This window comes from Bradyrhizobium sp. USDA3010 (assembly GCF_056429065.1).
On record NZ_JBWJZD010000077.1, the window covers coordinates 1 to 16,024 of the forward strand.

Genomic DNA, 16,024 nt, shown 5'->3' on the forward strand with positions numbered 1-16,024 from the left:
GCACCGTGACAACGCTGATGAAGCTGATCGGCAAGCTCATCAAGACATTTGCACCCGAGCAATGCGCGAACTACTTTCGACATGCCGGATACGAGTAGTGACCCATATCAAGTGGAAACCGCTCTAGTCGCAGCCTAGAGCACTTTCGGTTCAGATTGAATCAGAACCGAAGCTCTAGATTCTTGTTTTGACGCGTTTTCTTCACGCGAACCGGCGTCCACTTCGCTCGAAAACGCTCTCGCACGCTGGGCGCGCTGCTTGCGTGCGATATCACCTCGCGCTTGACACCACTTGCCCTTCGGCTGTATGGCCCTGCGCCATGAAGCTGAACCGGACCCACCGCCGCGCCATCAACCGTCGTCGCACCCGCGACGATGCTGGGCTGCGCCGTGTCCGACGCCACCGCTGATTAGCTAAAGTCAGCCAAGGTTTTCGAGAAGGCCGCGCCCCAAAGCGCGGCCTTCTTGCTTTTTCGGCCTGCCCTTAATCCCCACACCGACCCCAGAGGAGATCGATATGACCAACGCTACCCCTCCGTTCGATGCGCTGATGGACATCACCGCTCGCCCCGAGGTCGTGTTCGTGCGCGGCGCAGGCCCGTATCTGTGGGACGCCAACCGCAACCGCTATCTCGATTTCGTGCAGGGCTGGGCCGTGAATCCGCTCGGCCACTCGCCGGTCATCGTTGCCGATGCGCTGGCCGCGCAGGCCAGGCGGCTCTTGACGCCGAGCCCGGCATTCTACAACGAGCAGAGCCTCAAGCTGGCGAAGATGCTGGTCGACAGCAGCTGCTTCGATCAGGTGTTCTTCGCCAATTCCGGCGCCGAGGCCAACGAGGGCGCGATCAAGCTCGCGCGCAAATTCGGCGCCAAGTACAAGGGTGGCGCGCACGAGATCATCACCTTCGAAGGCGGCTTCCACGGCCGCACGCTCGCGACGATGTCGGCGTCGGGCAAGAAGGCGTTCGAGCCGCTGTTCGAGCCGAAAGTCTCTGGCTTCCGGAAAGCGCGGCTGAACGACATCGAGTCGGTACGCCGGCTGATCACGGCGTCGACGGTCGCGGTCATGCTGGAGCCGATCCAGGGCGAAGCCGGCGTGTGGCCAGCGACCGACGCGTTCCTTAGAGAGTTGCGGGCGCTGACCCAGCAGCGTGGCCTGCTGCTGATCGTCGACGAGATCCAGACCGGCATGGGCCGGACCGGAAAGCTGTTTGGTTACGAGCACGCCGGAATCGAGCCCGACATCATGACGCTCGGCAAGGGCATCGGCGGCGGCGTGCCGCTCGCGGCGCTGCTTGCGACCGAACATGCCTCGTGCTTCGATCACGGCGATCAGGGCGGCACCTTCAACGGCAACCCCCTGATGTGCGCCGCGGGGCTTGTCGTGCTCGATCAGATCGGCCGGCCCGATTTCCTGAAATCGGTCACCGACGCCGGGCTGCTGCTCGAGCGCGAATTGCAGCGGCTGTCGGCGCGGCACGGGCTCGGCGAGATCAGAGGCCGCGGCCTGCTGCTCGCGCTCGATCTCAAGATGCCGATCGGCGCGGCCGTTGTCGCCGAGGCGTTCGCGGCCGGCGTGCTGGTCAACTCGCCGCAGCCGGACACGCTGCGCTTCATGCCGGCGCTCAACGTGACGCGGGAGGAGATTTCCGCCGTCATCGATTGTCTCGATACCGTGCTGACCAAAGTCGGCGCGGCGCGGCGGGTGGCGTAACTGCCGCTACGCCCGTCATTGCGAGCCACCCGGTCGGCGCGAAGCGCCGCCGGATGACAGGCTCCGCGAAGCAATCCATCCCTCCACGCGTGCGGGACAATGGATTGCTTCGTCGCTTCAGCGCAAAATTGCTTTGCAATTTTGTCGCGGGCTCCTCGCAATGACGGCGAGACTTACGGCCGCAAGATCGCAGCGCCCGTGGTCGCCCGGCTCTCCAGATCGATATGCGCCTTGGCGACGTCCTTGAGCGCATAGGCGTGGTTGATCGGAACGTGCAGCTTGCCGTTGATCACAGCGGCGAACAGCGTGTCGGCGCCTTCAAGCAGCTCCTTGCGGGTGCCGACATAGTCGTTGAGCTTCGGCCGCGTCGCGAACAGCGAACCGTGGTTGTTGAGCTCGGCGAGCGGGAACGGCGGCACCGGCCCGGAGGCGTTGCCGAACGAGACGAACAGGCCGCGTGGCCGCAGGCACGACAGCGATCCCGGAAACGTGGTCTTGCCGACGCCGTCATAAACGACGTCGCAGAGCTCGCCGCGGCTGATCTGCTTGACGCGCTCGACGAAGTTTTCTTCGTTGTAGAGGATGACGTGGTCGCAGCCATTGGCGAGCGCGATATCGGCCTTCGCCTTCGAGCCAACGGTGCCGATGACATGCGCGCCGAGCGCGTGGGCCCACTGGCAGGCGAGCAGCCCGATGCCGCCGGCTGCGGCATGGATCAGCACCCGATGGCCCTGCTCGACCTTGAAGGTCTTGTGCAGGAGGTACCAGACCGTGAGTCCCTTGAGCATCAGCACGGCGCCCTGCTCGTAGGTGATATGGTCGGGCAACTTGACCAGCTTGTCGGCCGGGATGACGCGCTCGGAGGCGTAACCGCCGAGGTTGTAGTAGTAGGCGACGCGATCGCCGGGGTGGAAATTGGTCACCCCCGGACCGACGGCCACGACCTCGCCCGCGGCCTCGTTGCCGGCGATGAACGGCAGGCCCGGAGCCTTGTAGAGGCCGGTGCGGAAATAGACGTCGATGAAGTTCAGCCCGACCGCATGCTGGCGGATGCGGACCTCGCCGGTCCCCGGCGCCCCCACCTCGACATCCTCATAGGTCAGGACCTCAGGGCCCCCCACCTTGTGCACGCGCACAGCCTTGGTCATGTCGTCGCTCCCTCAGATCTCAGCGTCAAACGAGCGAATGCCATCGGCGCCGGCTTGTCAACCAAGCGTCCGGAACCGGGGCTACAGCATGATCCGGAAAAGTGTGAAGCGGTTTTCCGAAAAGATCATGCCCTTTAGCCGGCCGGCTTGTTGCGGTTGCGCCTGGCCAGCACATTGAACATCTCGACTGCCGCCGAGAATGCGATGGCGAAATAGATGTAGCCGCGCGGAATGTGGAATTTGAAGCCGTCGGCTACCAGCGCCACGCCGATCAGCACCAGGAACGCCAGCGCCAGCATCTTGGTGGTCGGATGCTCCGCGACAAACCGCGCCACCGGTCCCGACGAGACGTACATGATGATGCACGCGATCACGACCGCCGCGATCATGATCTCGATGTCCTGCGCCATGCCGATCGCGGTGATGATCGAATCCAGCGAGAACACCAGGTCGATGATGATGATCTGCACGATCACCCAGAAGAACGCGTTGGGGCTCGGCTTGCCATTCTCCTCGGCGTCACGCGCCTCGACCTCGCCGTGGATCTCGTGGGTTGCCTTGGCGATCAGGAACAGGCCGCCGCCGATCAGGATGATATCGCGCCACGACAGCGCGACGCTCTCGATGGTGATCACAGGCTGCGTCAGCCCGATCAGCCAGACCAGAACGCTGAGCAGGATGATGCGGAACACCAGCGCCAGCAGCAGGCCGATCTGCCGCGCCCGGTTGGCCTGCGGCTGCGGAATCCGCGAGACCAGCACCGACAGGAAGATGACGTTGTCGATGCCGAGCACGATCTCGAGCGCCGTCAGAGTCAGCAGCGCCGCCCAGGCTTCCGGGCTGGTGATCAATTGCATCATGCTCTGAAGGCTTTCATCCGGCGGATCAGGGTATCGCTGCCGACGATGTAGACGGCGATGGCGCAGAGGCCGAAGGTGATCGGGGCTCCGACCACGAAATCGTTGGCGAGCGTGTACATGCCGAGCAGCGCCCAGGCGCCGAGCAGCCACAGCGTCAGCCAGCGCAGCCGCACCACGCGGAACGGGTGCAGCACATGGAACGGCGCAAAGGTCAGCACGATCAGGACCGCGACCACGATCGTCGACAGCACCGGCGGCAAATGCAGCAGGAACAGATAGAACGCCGCCGCATTCCACAGCGCCGGGAAGCCGCGGAAATGGTTGTCGTCGGCCTTCATGCGGCGGTCGGCGAAATACAGCGCACTCGAGACCACGATTCCGACGCCGAGGATAGGCGCGGCCAGCGGCAGCAGCATGCCGCTCGCGGTGATCGCATAGGCCGGCACGAACACATAGGTGACGAAATCAACCACCAGGTCGAGCACCTCGCCCGACCAGTTCGGCTGCAGCCGCACCACGTCGAGCCGGCGCGCCAGCGGGCCGTCGATCCCGTCGATGATCAGCGCGACCCCGAGCCAGGCGAACATGTTGGCCCAATGCTCGCGCACCGCCTCCAGCATCGCCAGCAGCGCCACCCCGGCGCCGAGCGCCGTGAAGATATGAACGGAGAATGCGGCGGTCCGCATCCGTTCTGGCAACGCATCCGGCTGGCTCGAGTGCTCCATCGGCCGAAGTGCTATCAGGAATCGGCCAGCTTTGCATATGCAGTCTTGCGGCGTTCCGCCGCGCAGATCGTTGGAGACTCTTGGTGGTTACCGATGGCTTGAAAATCGGGCCAAGCATGTCAAATGTCCTGATATGACCGACAGCTCCCAGGATTATGACGTTATCGTAATAGGCGGCGGTCCGGCCGGATTGACGGCTGCAATTGCCCTCGCCGAGGCCGGTGCGCGGACCGCGCTGTTGGCGCGCCGCGCCCCCTATGCCGACAACCGCACCACCGCGCTGCTCGGTGCCTCGACCGAGATCCTGGAGCGGCTCGACGTCTGGCGGCGCTGCAGCGACAAGGCCGCCGCGCTCAAGACCATGCGCCTCGTCGACGATACCGGCCGCCTGATCCGCGCCCCGGAAGTGCGGTTCTCCTCCGACGAGATCGGCCGCGAGCAGTTCGGCTTCAACATCGACAATCGCTCGCTGGTCGCAGCGCTCGAGGACCGCGCCGGCGACATGGCCGCGCTGACGCGGTTCGACGACGAGGCCGCCTCGGTGCAACCGGAGGATACTGCGGTCACGGTGGTGACGCGGCAGGGCCAGTCCCTGTCGGCTCGGCTCGTGGTCGGCGCCGACGGGCGCAATTCATTGTCCCGCGAGGCCGCCGGCATCGAGGTGGTCAGCCGCGAGCTCGGCCAATCCGCCCTCACCTTCAACATCAGCCACAGCCGGCCGCACCGGAACATCTCGACCGAGTTTCACACCGAGCACGGCCCCTGCGTGTTCGTGCCGCTCAGCGGCAACCGCAGCAGCGTGGTCTGGGTCTCGGCGCCCAAGGAGGCCGAACGGCTGAAGGCGCTTGGCGACGACGAATTGTCCGAAGCGGCCGAGCGGCAGTCGCATTCGATTCTCGGCCGCGTCGAGGTCCAGGGCGGCCGTCACGTGTTTCCCCTCGCCATCGAGCGGCCGAGGCAATTCGCCAAGAACCGGATCGCGCTGGTCGGCGAATCCGCCCATGTGCTGCCGCCGATCGGCGCGCAGGGCCTCAACATGGGGCTGCGCGATGCCGCCGATATCGCCGAGATCACAGGCGAAGCGATCGGCCGCGGCGAGGATCCCGGCGCCCCGCATGTGCTGTCGCGCTACCAGGCGGCGCGGCGGCCCGATGTTGCCAGCCGGATTTGGGCGATCGACATCGCCAACCGCTCGCTGCTCAGCGATTTCCTCGGCGTGCAGACGGCGCGGGCCGCCGGCCTGCATCTGATCGGCGCATTCGGCCCGCTGCGGCGGCTGGCGATGCGCGAGGGTCTCGCGCCGTCATGGCGGCGGTAGCGTTCCGCTAGGGAAACACCAAGCGTCCGCTCTGGATGAACCACATCACGCTGGTCAGCGTGACCACCGAGGCGAAGGTGCCGATCAGCACCGCGACCGACGCCGGCTCGATCCAGGTGTCGTTCTGCCGTGCAATCACGAACACGTTGAGCGCCGGCGGCAGCGAGGCCATCAGCACCGCGGTCGCAGCCCAGGGCTGCGCGAACGGACCGAACAGCAGCATCAGTCCGAAGGCCAGCAGCGGATGGATCAGAAGCTTGATCGCGACCACGCCCGGCACCTCCCACGGTACCCGCTCGAACGGCCGCAGTGCCACGGTGATGCCGAGCACGAACAGCGCCATCGGCGCGGCGGCGTTTTGCAGGAACTGGATGGTGCGGTCGAGCGCGACCGGAATCGGGATATGAAACGCGGCGACCAGCGCGCCGAACACCGCCGACATGATCAGCGGGTTCTGCACGATCTGCCGCAGCACCACGCCGAGCGCGTGCAGCAGCGAGGGATGGTCGCGGTCGGTGAGCTCGATCAGGAGCGGCACGATCGAGAACAGGAAGATGCTGTCGCAGCAGAAGATCAGCGCGGTTGGGGCTGCCGCCTTGGTGCCGAGCACGGCGAGCGCGAGCCCAGGGCCCATGTAGCCGATATTGCCGTAGGCGCCCGACAGGCCCGCCAGCGTCGCCTCGCGCAGCGACAGCCCGCCGATCAGCTTACCTGCGACCATCGCCAGGAAGAACGCGATCACGGTTCCGAGCGTGGTGGCGATCAGGAATGGCGGGTTGTTCAGCTCGGCGAACGGTGTCTTCGACATGATCCCGAACAGCAGCGCCGGCAACGAAACGTAAAGCAGGAAGAAATTCATCCAGGCGAGCCCGCTCTCGGGCAAACCCTTGGCTTTTCCGCACGCGTAGCCGATAAAGATCAAGCCGAAATACGGCAACGCCAGATTGAGGATATCGATCATTCTGAAAGTAGTTTCTCGGCCGGATCTCGGGTCGTTTTGGTCCGGCCAGAATCGGTAAACCGGGGGTTAATTCGAGGCTTAGCCTCTAGCATCGGCCACAATGTTGGTCTATCGACGAACCATGATCAAAGCGCGCACCGCCAAATTCCAGATCGGGCAGATCGTCCGTCACCGGGTGTTCTCCTTCCGGGGCGTGATTTTTGATATCGACCCGGAGTTCAACAACACCGAGGAATGGTGGCTGTCGATCCCCGAGGACATGCGGCCCCACAAGGACCAGCCGTTCTATCATCTGCTCGCGGAAAACTCGGAGACCGAGTACGTCGCCTACGTGTCCGAGCAGAACCTGCTGCCCGACGATTCCGGCGAGCCGATCCGGCACTCGCAGGTGGCAGAGATCTTCGTGAAGGACAAATCGGGCGGCTACCGTCCGCGCAATCCGTCGCTGAACTGAGGCGCGGCGCCCGTCCGGCGACGGACGCGACGGCGTGGCTTCCGAACTGCTCATACCCCCTCACGCGCGGCCAGCGCCGCCGCGATCGCCCAGACCGCAAAACCCGCCAGCGCCAGTCCGGCGCCGACGAGACCGGTCGAGGTCCAGCCGTAGCCGGCTGCGACGGCCATTCCGCCGAGCCACGGCCCCAGCGCATTGGCGACGTTGAAGGCGGAATGGTTGAGCGCAGCAGCAAGGCTCTGCGCCTCGCCCGCGACATCCATCAGCCGGGTCTGCAACACGGTGGCAAGCGCTCCGCCCAGCCCGATCAGGAACACGTCGGCGCTCAGCGTCCAGAAATTCGCCGCCGCCAGCGGATACAATGCCAGCGTCGCCGCCGACCACAGCAGCAGGCCGCCCGCGGTCGCCATCAGCGCGCGATCGGCAAAGCGCGGCACGATGATGTTGCCGGCGGTGAGGCCGGCCCCGAACACGCATAGCGTGACGGGCACCAGCGCGGGCGACGTGTGCGTCACCGCCAGCATGGTCGACGCCAGATAGGTGTAGACCGAGAACAGTCCGCCGAAACCGATGGCGCCGATCGCAAGCGTCAGCCAGACATGCTTGCGCCCCAGCGCCGAGAGCTCGCGCAGCGGGCTCGCCTTGCGGTCGGCGACGTCACGCGGGGCGAAGATCAGGACCAGGATGGCGGTCAGGAGCGCGAGACCGGCAACGATCGCAAACGCCCAGCGCCAGCCGATCGCCTGCCCCACGCCATTTGCAAGCGGCACGCCGATCGTCGTCGCGATGGTGAGGCCGAGCAGCACGCGGCCGACGGCCGCCGTGCGCTTGTCGATCGGGACCAGCGAGGCTGCGACCAGCATGGCGATGCCGAAATAGGCGCCGTGCGGCAGCCCGGCGAGGAAGCGCAGCACCAGCATGGTGTGGTAGTCGGGCGCGAGCCCGGAGAAGCCGTTCATCAGCGCAAAGAAGCCCATCAGCGCGATCAGCAGCGTCCGCCGCGCCATGCGCGCCGACAGCACGGCGATCACAGGCGCGCCCACCACGACGCCGAGCGCGTAGGCGCTGATCGCGTGACCGGCCTGGGGCTCACTGATGTGCAGATCGTGGGCGAAGAACGGCAGCAGGCTCATGGTCGCGAATTCGGCGATGCCGATCGCGAACCCGCCCATCGCCAGCGCGAGATGAACGATGCCCGGATGAAAGGCACCGGGAACGTTGTCCTGGTTGAGGCGCCCGCCGGCATCGGCCGAAGCACGGCCGGTCGGCGGCTCCGAAGGCCGGGAGAGCGGTTCCCGCCGCTGCGTGTTGACTCGCTGGGACATTGGGAGACTTCCATGATTGCGAACAGCGGACGGGCTTGCGACCCAGGCAAAGTCCAGTCGCATCGCGCCATCAGGCGTCCGCACAGCGGCCAGGGTCCGCACGGAACCACGCGCGCATTTGCGCATCGAAGGCGCGTGCCGCGCTTTCGTCTGGCCTCCCGTGACGGATTTATGATTGTGCTTCGACGCCGGACTTGTCCGGACGAGGCAACGACGACGCGGCTCGGCGCAATCGATTTGCCTTGAGCGACCATCGCACACGATGGGCACGGTCACCAGCGCGGCAGGCTGCCATCAGCCAGTCCGTTTCGCATGACAAAAAAGGCGCCCTTGCGGGCGCCTTTTGCTTGCGACGATCTCGCGCTTTCTTGAACGCGTGATCGACGTTGTTACTTGGCTGCCGGATTGGCCGGAGCCGGCGCAGCGGCACCGCCCGCGCCTTCCAGCTTCTTGCGCTGCTCTTCGGCGCGCTTCTGCAACTCTTCCTGCAGCTTCTTCGAGTTTTCCTCGAACACCTTCGGATCGGTCGGCGGACCGTCATAGGCCTTGGCGAATTCGGTGTTGAGCGGCAGCGGCAGCGTCAGCGGCGCGCCGTTGGAATTGATCGCCTGAACCACGAGGTTCTGGCCCTTCTTCATGTTGGCGATCAGCTCGGGGGTTGCTTCATAGTCGGACATGCAACCGTTCTGGAAGCAGATCACATAGGGCGCCTGCTGCGGCGGGTTGCCGTCGACGATGATGCGGGTGCCGTGAACGAGCTGCATGCCGAGCGGCAGCGTGACGCGCAGGATCTTCTTCGGCTCGCCTTCCGGCTCGATGATCACGGCGGCGATCACCGGCTGGCCCGACTCGATGCGGCCGTCCTTGCCGGTGAAGCAAACCTGCTTGGCGTTGGCTTCCTGACCCTTCAGGCAGAACTTGGTCCAAGGGGCGTAGATCAGCTGGATCTGCTGATCCTGGGGCGGCTGCTGGGCGGCGGCAGCAGGTGCCTGACCTGCGGCCGGGGCCTGTGCCTGGGGTGCCGGCTGGGCTGCCGGCGCCGGCGCCTTCGGAGCTGCCTTCGGTGCCGCCTTGGGCGCGGCCTTCGGTGCCGCAGGCGCCGGCGCTGCCGGCTGCTGGGCCCAAGCGGCAGGAACCAGGAGCGCTGCAGAGAATGCCGTCGCCGCCATCAGGGCAACAATTCGCCCATGCGGCCGGACCGGGGCGGCCAAGATACGGAAATTCATTGCGGAAAACCCTTTCTGAACGGCAGCGCCCGAAACCGCTGCAGGCGCCGACACATAGCCGTTTGGGCGGCTGTCTCCTAGTCAATTGAGGCGGATACGTGACAGGCGTTCCCACCTTCAAATTGCACGCCTTCAATACAGCGGCGCGCGGAAAGATCAATGCCGACAAGCGCATTTGCGGCCATGTCACGGCGAGTTTCAGCGCCCTGTGATAAACCTCCTGATGTGACGTTTCGCGAATCAAATCCGGCGCCTCACGCACGTGTTCCCGGGCACGGTTGGCGCGCCGCATTGGCCGTCCTCTGGCTTGTGCTGGCATCCATCCCGGCATTCCTGACGAGCGCGCTTGCCCCTGCGGCCGCCACCGAGAGCCACGCCATCGCGATGCATGGCGCGCCCGCGCTGCCTGCCGACTTTACTCACCTTCCCTACGCCAATCCTGACGCCCCCAAGGGCGGCCGTCTGGTCCTGAGCCCCCGGGACGGCACCTTCGATAGCCTCAATCCCCTGATTGTCAGGGGTCTCGCCGTGCAGCAGCTCCGAGGCTACGCCTACGAGCGCGGCTATGTCTACGAAAGCCTATTGGTGCGGAACAATGACGAGCCCTTCACGCTGTACGGCCTGCTCGCCCGCAGCGTCGAGACCGACGATGCCAGAAGCTATGTGACATTCCGCCTCGATCCTCGCGCGCGCTTCTCCGACGGGCACGAGGTCACGGCCGACGACGTCGTGTTCTCGCTCGAATTGCTGCGCGATCACGGCCGTCCGCTGCATCACCAGTATTATTCGAAAGTCGCAAAGACCGAGGTGCTCGACCCGCTCACGGTGCGGTTCGATTTCGGCGGCGTTGCGGACCGCGAATTGCCGCTGATCCTCGGCCTGATGCCGATCTTGCCGCGCCATGCCATCGACGTCTCCAAGTTTGAAGAGACGACTCTGGCGCCACCGATCGGCTCCGGCCCGTACCGCGTGACGGCGGTCAAGCCCGGCAGCAGCGTGACCTTCACCCGCAATCCGGATTACTGGGGGCGCGACCTGCCGGTCAACCGCGGGCTCTGGAATTTCGACGAGATCAGGCTCGATTACTACCGCGACGCCAACGGCCAGTTCGAGGCGTTCAAGCGCGGCCTCTATGACTTCAGGACCGAGCCCGAACCGCTGCGCTGGCATGACGGCTACGACTTCCCCGCCGCGAAAAGCGGCGAGGTGATCCGCGACACCATCAAGATCGGCACGCCCGATCCGTCCGAATTCCTGGTGTTCAACACGAGGCGGCCGAAGTTCGCCGACGTCAGGGTGCGCCAGGCGCTGCTGATGCTTTTCGATTTCGAATGGATCAACCGCAATTACTATTTTGGACTCTATTCGCGCGCCGCCGGCTATTTCGCCGGCTCGGAATTGTCCGCCTACGGCCGCCCGGCCGATGACCGCGAGCGCGATCTGCTCAAGCCGTATCTGTCGCATATCGCGCCCGACATTATCGAGGGCCGCTATCGCCTCCCCGACACCGACGGCTCAGGCCGCGACCGCACCGTTCTGCGCAACGCGCTCGCGCTGCTGTCGGAGGCGGGTTACGCGCTCGACGGCACGGTGTTGAAGCAGCGCTCGACCGGGACGCCGCTCCGGATCGAAATCCTGGTGACGACACGCGAGCATGAACGGATCGCCCTCGCCTATCAGCGCGACCTGAAGCGAGCCGGCATCGACGCCGCGGTCCGGGTGGTCGACGCGGTGCAGTTCGAGCAGCGCCGGGTCGCATATGACTTCGACATGATCCCCATTCGCTGGGACCAGTCGCTGTCGCCGGGCAACGAGCAGTGGTTCTACTGGGGCAGCCAGGCCGCCGAAGTGCCGGGCACCCGCAACTACATGGGCGCCAGGGATCCGGCCATCGACGCCATGATCGCCGCGCTGCTCGCGGCGCGGGAGCGGCCGGCCTTCGTCTCGGCGGTGCGGGCGCTGGACCGGGCCCTGATGTCCGGCTTCTACGCTATCCCCCTATTTAACTTGGGAGAGCAATGGATCGCGCGCTGGAATCGGATAGAACGGCCTTCGGCCACGGCGCTGACGGGCTACCTGCCGGAGACCTGGTGGCAGAAACCCGGCGCGCAATCCAAGTGAGCTGCCAAATTGAGCTGCCAAGTGATCTGCGACCCGACGCGGCATGATCCGATCTGATCGAAGCGATGCAACCGACGTTGAACCTGTGAACCAGTCGATCACCTCGCCCACGCTCGATACGCTGTTCAAGCGCAGTTTGGCGCGGCAACCCGAGGCGCTGGCGCTGGTCGACCCGATCAACAAGCAGCGCGTCACCGGACAGACCCCCAAGCGCCTGACCTATGCTCAGGCCGACCGCGCGATCTCGGCGATCGCCGCCCACTTCGTCGAGAGCGGATTGCCGGCCAACACGGTGATCGCGGTTCAGCTTCCCTCGACGATCGAATTCGCCCTGACCGTGCTCGCCGCCTATCGTGTCGGCCTCGTGGTGGCGCCGTTGCCGCTGCTGTGGCGGCAGGCCGAGCTGACCTCCGTCCTCAACCGCACCGCGGCGCGGGCGATCGTCACCTGCGGCAGGATTGACGGCGTCTCCTACGCCGACATCGCCATGAACGCCGCGGCGGAAGCCTTTTCGATCCGCCATGTCTGCGGCTTCGGCACCGATCTGCCCGAAGGCATGGCGTCGCTCGATGACGCGATCCAGCAGGAATCCCGGTCCTCTCGCCCGATGATCCAGGACGGCCGGAAGCCGGCGCTGATCTCCTTCGACGTCACCAGCGAGGGTTTTCGTCCGGTGCCGCGCGCGCATTTCGGCCTGATCGCCGGCGGGCTCGCGATGTCGCTGGAGAGCGACCTGGCACAGGGCGCGACCATCATGTCGGCATTCGCGCCGATGTCGTTTGCCGGCATCTGTTCGTCGCTGGTGACCTGGCTGCTGTCGGGCGGAACGCTCGTCATGCATCACCCGTTCGACGAGGAAGCGTTCGAAACCCAGTTCAACGATCACGGCTGCGACACGCTGATCGCGCCGGCGCAGCTCGCGCTGCGGCTCGATGAGTGTGGCCTGTCGGAACGCCTGCCCACCCTGCGCAACGCGATCGGCCTCTGGCGGACGCCGGAGCAGGTAGCCTCCAGTGCGCACTGGACGTCGCGGCGGGTGACCCTGACCGACGTCTATCTGTTCGGCGAGGCCGGGCTGTTCGGCGCCCGCCGCAACGCCGAGGATGGATCGCCGGCCCCGATCAAGCCCGGCCCGCACAGCGCGCCGCGTGAGGCTCCCGGCGCATCGATCGCCGGCGAGATCCTGCTGACCCCGAAGGGCACGCTCGGCCTGCGCGGGCCCATGGTGCCGGTCGCCGCTTATGCGCCGCCGCCGCCCCCGGGCGACAGTCTGATTGCGCCGCCGCCGCGTGATTACGTCGACACCGAATATGCCGCGCGGGTCGACCGCGCGACCGGCGCCGTCAACATCACCGCCCCGCCGTCAGGGGTCATGACGGTCGGCGGCTACCGCTTTCTTGCCGGGGAGTTGCAGGAGTGGTCGCGCCGACTCGGCCAGGGCGCATTGTTGACGGCACTGCCCGACCGCCTGAGCGGCCACCGGCTGGCCGGACGGGCTCAGGACAATGCGCGGGCCCGCGACGCCCTGACAGAACTTGGGCTTAACCCGTTGATGATCGAAGCATTTCGCGACCGCGGCAGCACCGGAATGCCTTAAAATCTTATCATTGCGTTAGTCTTAGCATTGTGTTGACGCCGCATTAAGCCATGCCAACTAGCATCGTAACCGTTTGCTGATCTGTGCATTGGTTTCGAGCGTTCGAATGTCTCAACAAGGTCCGGTCCTCATCGTATCGGCGTCGGCAAAGCCGCCGTTTGCCGCGGTCCTCGACGAAACGAAGCTGTTTCCGGTCGTGGTCACCGACTGGAGCGAGGTCGGACGGGCCATCGAGCAGGTCAAGCCGGCCGCTATCATTGCGGCCGCCGAGGGCGTCGACTTCGTTACCCTGTCGGGCCTGGCCAAACGCGCCGCCGCCCGCGCGCCCTATCTGCCGCTGATCGCGGTCGATCCAGCGACCACCCTGCCCGACACGGTCATCGCGTTCCTCCAGCACAAAGGCATGCCGGATCGCCTGGTTGCCCGGCTCAACGCGTCCTTACGCGTTCGCGCGTTGCATGCGACCGTGATGCGCCGCCAGGTGCCGCCCACACCGATCGCATTATCCGATATCGATCCGGTCGGAGAGGCCACCGCGCTCCTGATCGGTCGCGGCGGCGCCTACCCGGCCCTGTCGGTGGCGCTCGGCGAACGCGCCGGCGTGGTCGGCGCGCTCAGCATCGAGGCGGCCGCAAAGCATCTCTCCAACCGTGACATCGACGGCATCGTGCTGGCCGAAGGCTTCACCCCGCGCGTGATGGATGCGTTCCTGACGGTGCTGACCGAGGATGTTCGCTTCCGCCCGTTGCCCGTGATCGTCGCGTCCGGTGAGCTGACGCCGCGTTACGAGCTGCCCAATCTCGAGATCGTCACGGCCGGGCCGACGCGCGTCGGCGACATGGTGCTGCCGATGATCCGCCAGCATGCCTTCGAGGCGCGGCTCGGTCGCATGCTCAAGGCGATCGACGCCAAGGGCCTGATCGATCCCCGGACCGGTCTGCTCACCAAGGCCGCGTTCGAGCGCGACTTCGCGACCGCCGTCTACCAGACCGCCGAGCGCGGCGGCGCGCTCTCGGTGGCGCGGTTCACCTTCGACAACACGCAGCCGCGTGCGCAATTCGACGGTGCGCGGATCATCAGCCGGCTGATGCGCCAGGCCGATTTCGGCGCCGTGCACGACGACCGGTCGCTCGTCGTGGCGTTCGCCGGGACCGATCTGCGCAATGCCCAGGCGATCACGCGGCGATTGGCAAGCGTGATGCGCCACACCCAGAACGGCCGCCGCGACACCAGGGCCGAGCCCGCCGTCAGCATCGCAACGCTGCTGCCGGGCGATTCCGCCCTCTCGCTGCTCGGGCGCCTGTTCGGCACGCCGGAACGCGCGGCGTCGTAACAATCTCTATGCCGCTTGTCAGTTGCCGCGATCGCCGGCGGGAAGCGTCGGCAGCAGGCGAAGCCACCTTGTCTCGGTGGCTCCGCATGCCTCATCTTCAGGCCTCACGCATGCTGCGGCTGCGCCAGCTGGCTGACCTGCATCGCCGGCGGGTCGACAACCAGGGTCCCGCCATGGCCATCACTCGAGGTCGTGAAGGTCGAGGCCATGTAGTTGCCCAGCAGCGCAATGCTCGCCGTGACGGTGCCGTCCGTCACCGTGAGCGTTCCGTGCGATGAGTCTCCGCTGAAGGTCGGCGTGTGAACGTTCGCGAAATTGATGTTGGCGAAATCGATCGCGTCCGAACCGGTCATTCCGGCGACGGTTCCGCTAAAGCTCGCGGAATTGTCGAGCTTCAGCGTCCCCGTCGTACCCTGGAATGCGACAGTGGCGCTCGACGCCCCCGGCAAGTCCAGGGTGGCGCCCGCTGCGATGTTGGCACTGCCGGAGCTCTCGCCAGTCGCGTTGAAGGGCTGCCAGGCCCCCCACGCGATGCCGTCATTGGCCCGGATCCAGAGTTGATCGGTGCCCGAGCCGGCCTGATAGGTGGTCTGGGAAAGTTGCGCCGCCGTGATGTCGATCTCCGTATTCGCGGCCTGCGTAGCTCCGTTAACGCTCCAATGCCCGTTGGTGTTGGAATCCCACAACGCATATTTCGTGATGGCATCGCCGTCGGCGTCCGTCGCCGTGACGAGGTTCGCAGCAGCAAAGGTCTGCCCCGAGACCGTCACGACGTTAGCGACCGAGACCGTCGGCGCCTGGTTGGTGGCGGTGGCCGTGAAGCTCTGCCAGGCGCTCCACATGCTGCCGTCATTGGCCTTCACCCAGAGCGTATCGGGCGTCGAACCGCCGGGGCCGAACACGTAGCTGACCTGCGACAGGTTCGCCGCCGAGACATCGATCTCGGCATTGGCGGCCTGGGCGACACCATTGACCACAAAGTGTCCGTTGCCGCCGGTGTCCCAGAACGCGTACTGGGTGATCGTGTCGTGCTCGGCATCGGTGGTCGAGAACAGGGTCGAGGCCGCCACCGAATGGTCGTGAATGCCACTGACGTTCGGCGCCGTCACCACCGGAGCCGTGTCGGGGCCCGGTGTTGCCGTGAAGCTCTTCCAGGCGCTCCACATGCTGCCGTCATTGGCCTTCACCCAGAGCGTATCGGGCGTCGAACCGCCGGGGCCGAACACGTAGCTGACCTGCGACA

13 protein-coding genes are annotated in these 16,024 nt (G+C 65.8%); 6 read left to right on the forward strand and 7 right to left on the reverse strand.

Annotation, left to right across the window (positions count from 1 at the left end; all coding sequences use genetic code 11):
• Positions 1–516 precede the first annotated feature (516 nt).
• Positions 517–1,713, forward strand: coding sequence for an acetylornithine transaminase (locus tag AC066Y_RS41745; protein WP_478278925.1), 1,197 nt, complete (start codon positions 517–519; stop codon positions 1,711–1,713).
• A gap of 173 nt (positions 1,714–1,886) precedes the next feature.
• On the opposite strand, the gene AC066Y_RS41750 is transcribed toward AC066Y_RS41745, so the two are convergent.
• The 3 genes from AC066Y_RS41750 to pcsA all read right to left on the reverse strand — a co-directional run bounded on the left by AC066Y_RS41750 (position 1,887) and on the right by pcsA (position 4,446).
• The gene (locus tag AC066Y_RS41750; protein WP_092114426.1) at positions 1,887–2,861 is read right to left on the reverse strand and encodes a quinone oxidoreductase family protein; all 975 of its coding nucleotides are present in this window, start codon (positions 2,859–2,861) and stop codon (positions 1,887–1,889) included.
• Positions 2,862–2,995: 134 nt separating this feature from the next.
• Positions 2,996–3,721, reverse strand: coding sequence for a TerC family protein (locus tag AC066Y_RS41755; protein ID WP_478278926.1), 726 nt, complete (start codon positions 3,719–3,721; stop codon positions 2,996–2,998).
• Positions 3,718–4,446: a phosphatidylcholine synthase gene (gene pcsA, locus AC066Y_RS41760; protein WP_478278927.1), complete on the reverse strand. Its 729-nt coding sequence runs from the start codon at positions 4,444–4,446 to the stop codon at positions 3,718–3,720. Before pcsA ends, AC066Y_RS41755 begins: the two co-directional genes overlap by 4 nt.
• Positions 4,447–4,579: 133 nt before the next feature.
• Here pcsA and AC066Y_RS41765 point away from each other — a divergent pair, with 133 nt between their 5' ends.
• Complete coding sequence (locus AC066Y_RS41765; protein ID WP_478278928.1) at positions 4,580–5,764, forward strand: UbiH/UbiF family hydroxylase; 1,185 nt, start codon at positions 4,580–4,582, stop codon at positions 5,762–5,764.
• A gap of 7 nt (positions 5,765–5,771) precedes the next feature.
• On the opposite strand, the gene AC066Y_RS41770 is transcribed toward AC066Y_RS41765, so the two are convergent.
• Positions 5,772–6,725: an AEC family transporter gene (locus AC066Y_RS41770; protein ID WP_478278929.1), complete on the reverse strand. Its 954-nt coding sequence runs from the start codon at positions 6,723–6,725 to the stop codon at positions 5,772–5,774.
• A gap of 121 nt (positions 6,726–6,846) precedes the next feature.
• Between AC066Y_RS41770 and hspQ the strand changes: the two genes are divergently transcribed.
• Positions 6,847–7,179, forward strand: a complete 333-nt coding sequence (gene hspQ, locus AC066Y_RS41775; RefSeq protein ID WP_024584048.1) for a heat shock protein HspQ — start codon at positions 6,847–6,849, stop codon at positions 7,177–7,179.
• A 50-nt stretch (positions 7,180–7,229) separates the two neighbouring features.
• On the opposite strand, the gene AC066Y_RS41780 is transcribed toward hspQ, so the two are convergent.
• Both AC066Y_RS41780 and AC066Y_RS41785 read right to left on the reverse strand, forming a co-directional pair.
• A complete protein-coding gene (locus AC066Y_RS41780; RefSeq protein WP_478278930.1) occupies positions 7,230–8,504 on the reverse strand; it encodes an MFS transporter in 1,275 nt (424 codons plus the stop codon).
• A gap of 389 nt (positions 8,505–8,893) precedes the next feature.
• Positions 8,894–9,730, reverse strand: coding sequence for an invasion associated locus B family protein (locus AC066Y_RS41785; RefSeq protein WP_212314392.1), 837 nt, complete (start codon positions 9,728–9,730; stop codon positions 8,894–8,896).
• A 384-nt stretch (positions 9,731–10,114) separates the two neighbouring features.
• Between AC066Y_RS41785 and AC066Y_RS41790 the strand changes: the two genes are divergently transcribed.
• The 3 genes from AC066Y_RS41790 to AC066Y_RS41800 all read left to right on the forward strand — a co-directional run bounded on the left by AC066Y_RS41790 (position 10,115) and on the right by AC066Y_RS41800 (position 14,781).
• Complete coding sequence (locus AC066Y_RS41790) at positions 10,115–11,851, forward strand: extracellular solute-binding protein (RefSeq protein WP_478278934.1); 1,737 nt, start codon at positions 10,115–10,117, stop codon at positions 11,849–11,851.
• A gap of 85 nt (positions 11,852–11,936) precedes the next feature.
• Entirely contained in the window at positions 11,937–13,448 is a 1,512-nt protein-coding gene (locus AC066Y_RS41795; protein WP_478278931.1) for an AMP-binding protein, read from the forward strand.
• A gap of 106 nt (positions 13,449–13,554) precedes the next feature.
• A complete protein-coding gene (locus AC066Y_RS41800; RefSeq protein WP_478278932.1) occupies positions 13,555–14,781 on the forward strand; it encodes a GGDEF domain-containing protein in 1,227 nt (408 codons plus the stop codon).
• Positions 14,782–14,885: 104 nt separating this feature from the next.
• Here AC066Y_RS41800 and AC066Y_RS41805 read toward each other — a convergent pair.
• Positions 14,886–16,024, reverse strand: a 1,139-nt coding sequence (locus AC066Y_RS41805; protein ID WP_478278933.1) for a hypothetical protein, incomplete at its 5' end; no start/stop codon positions are given.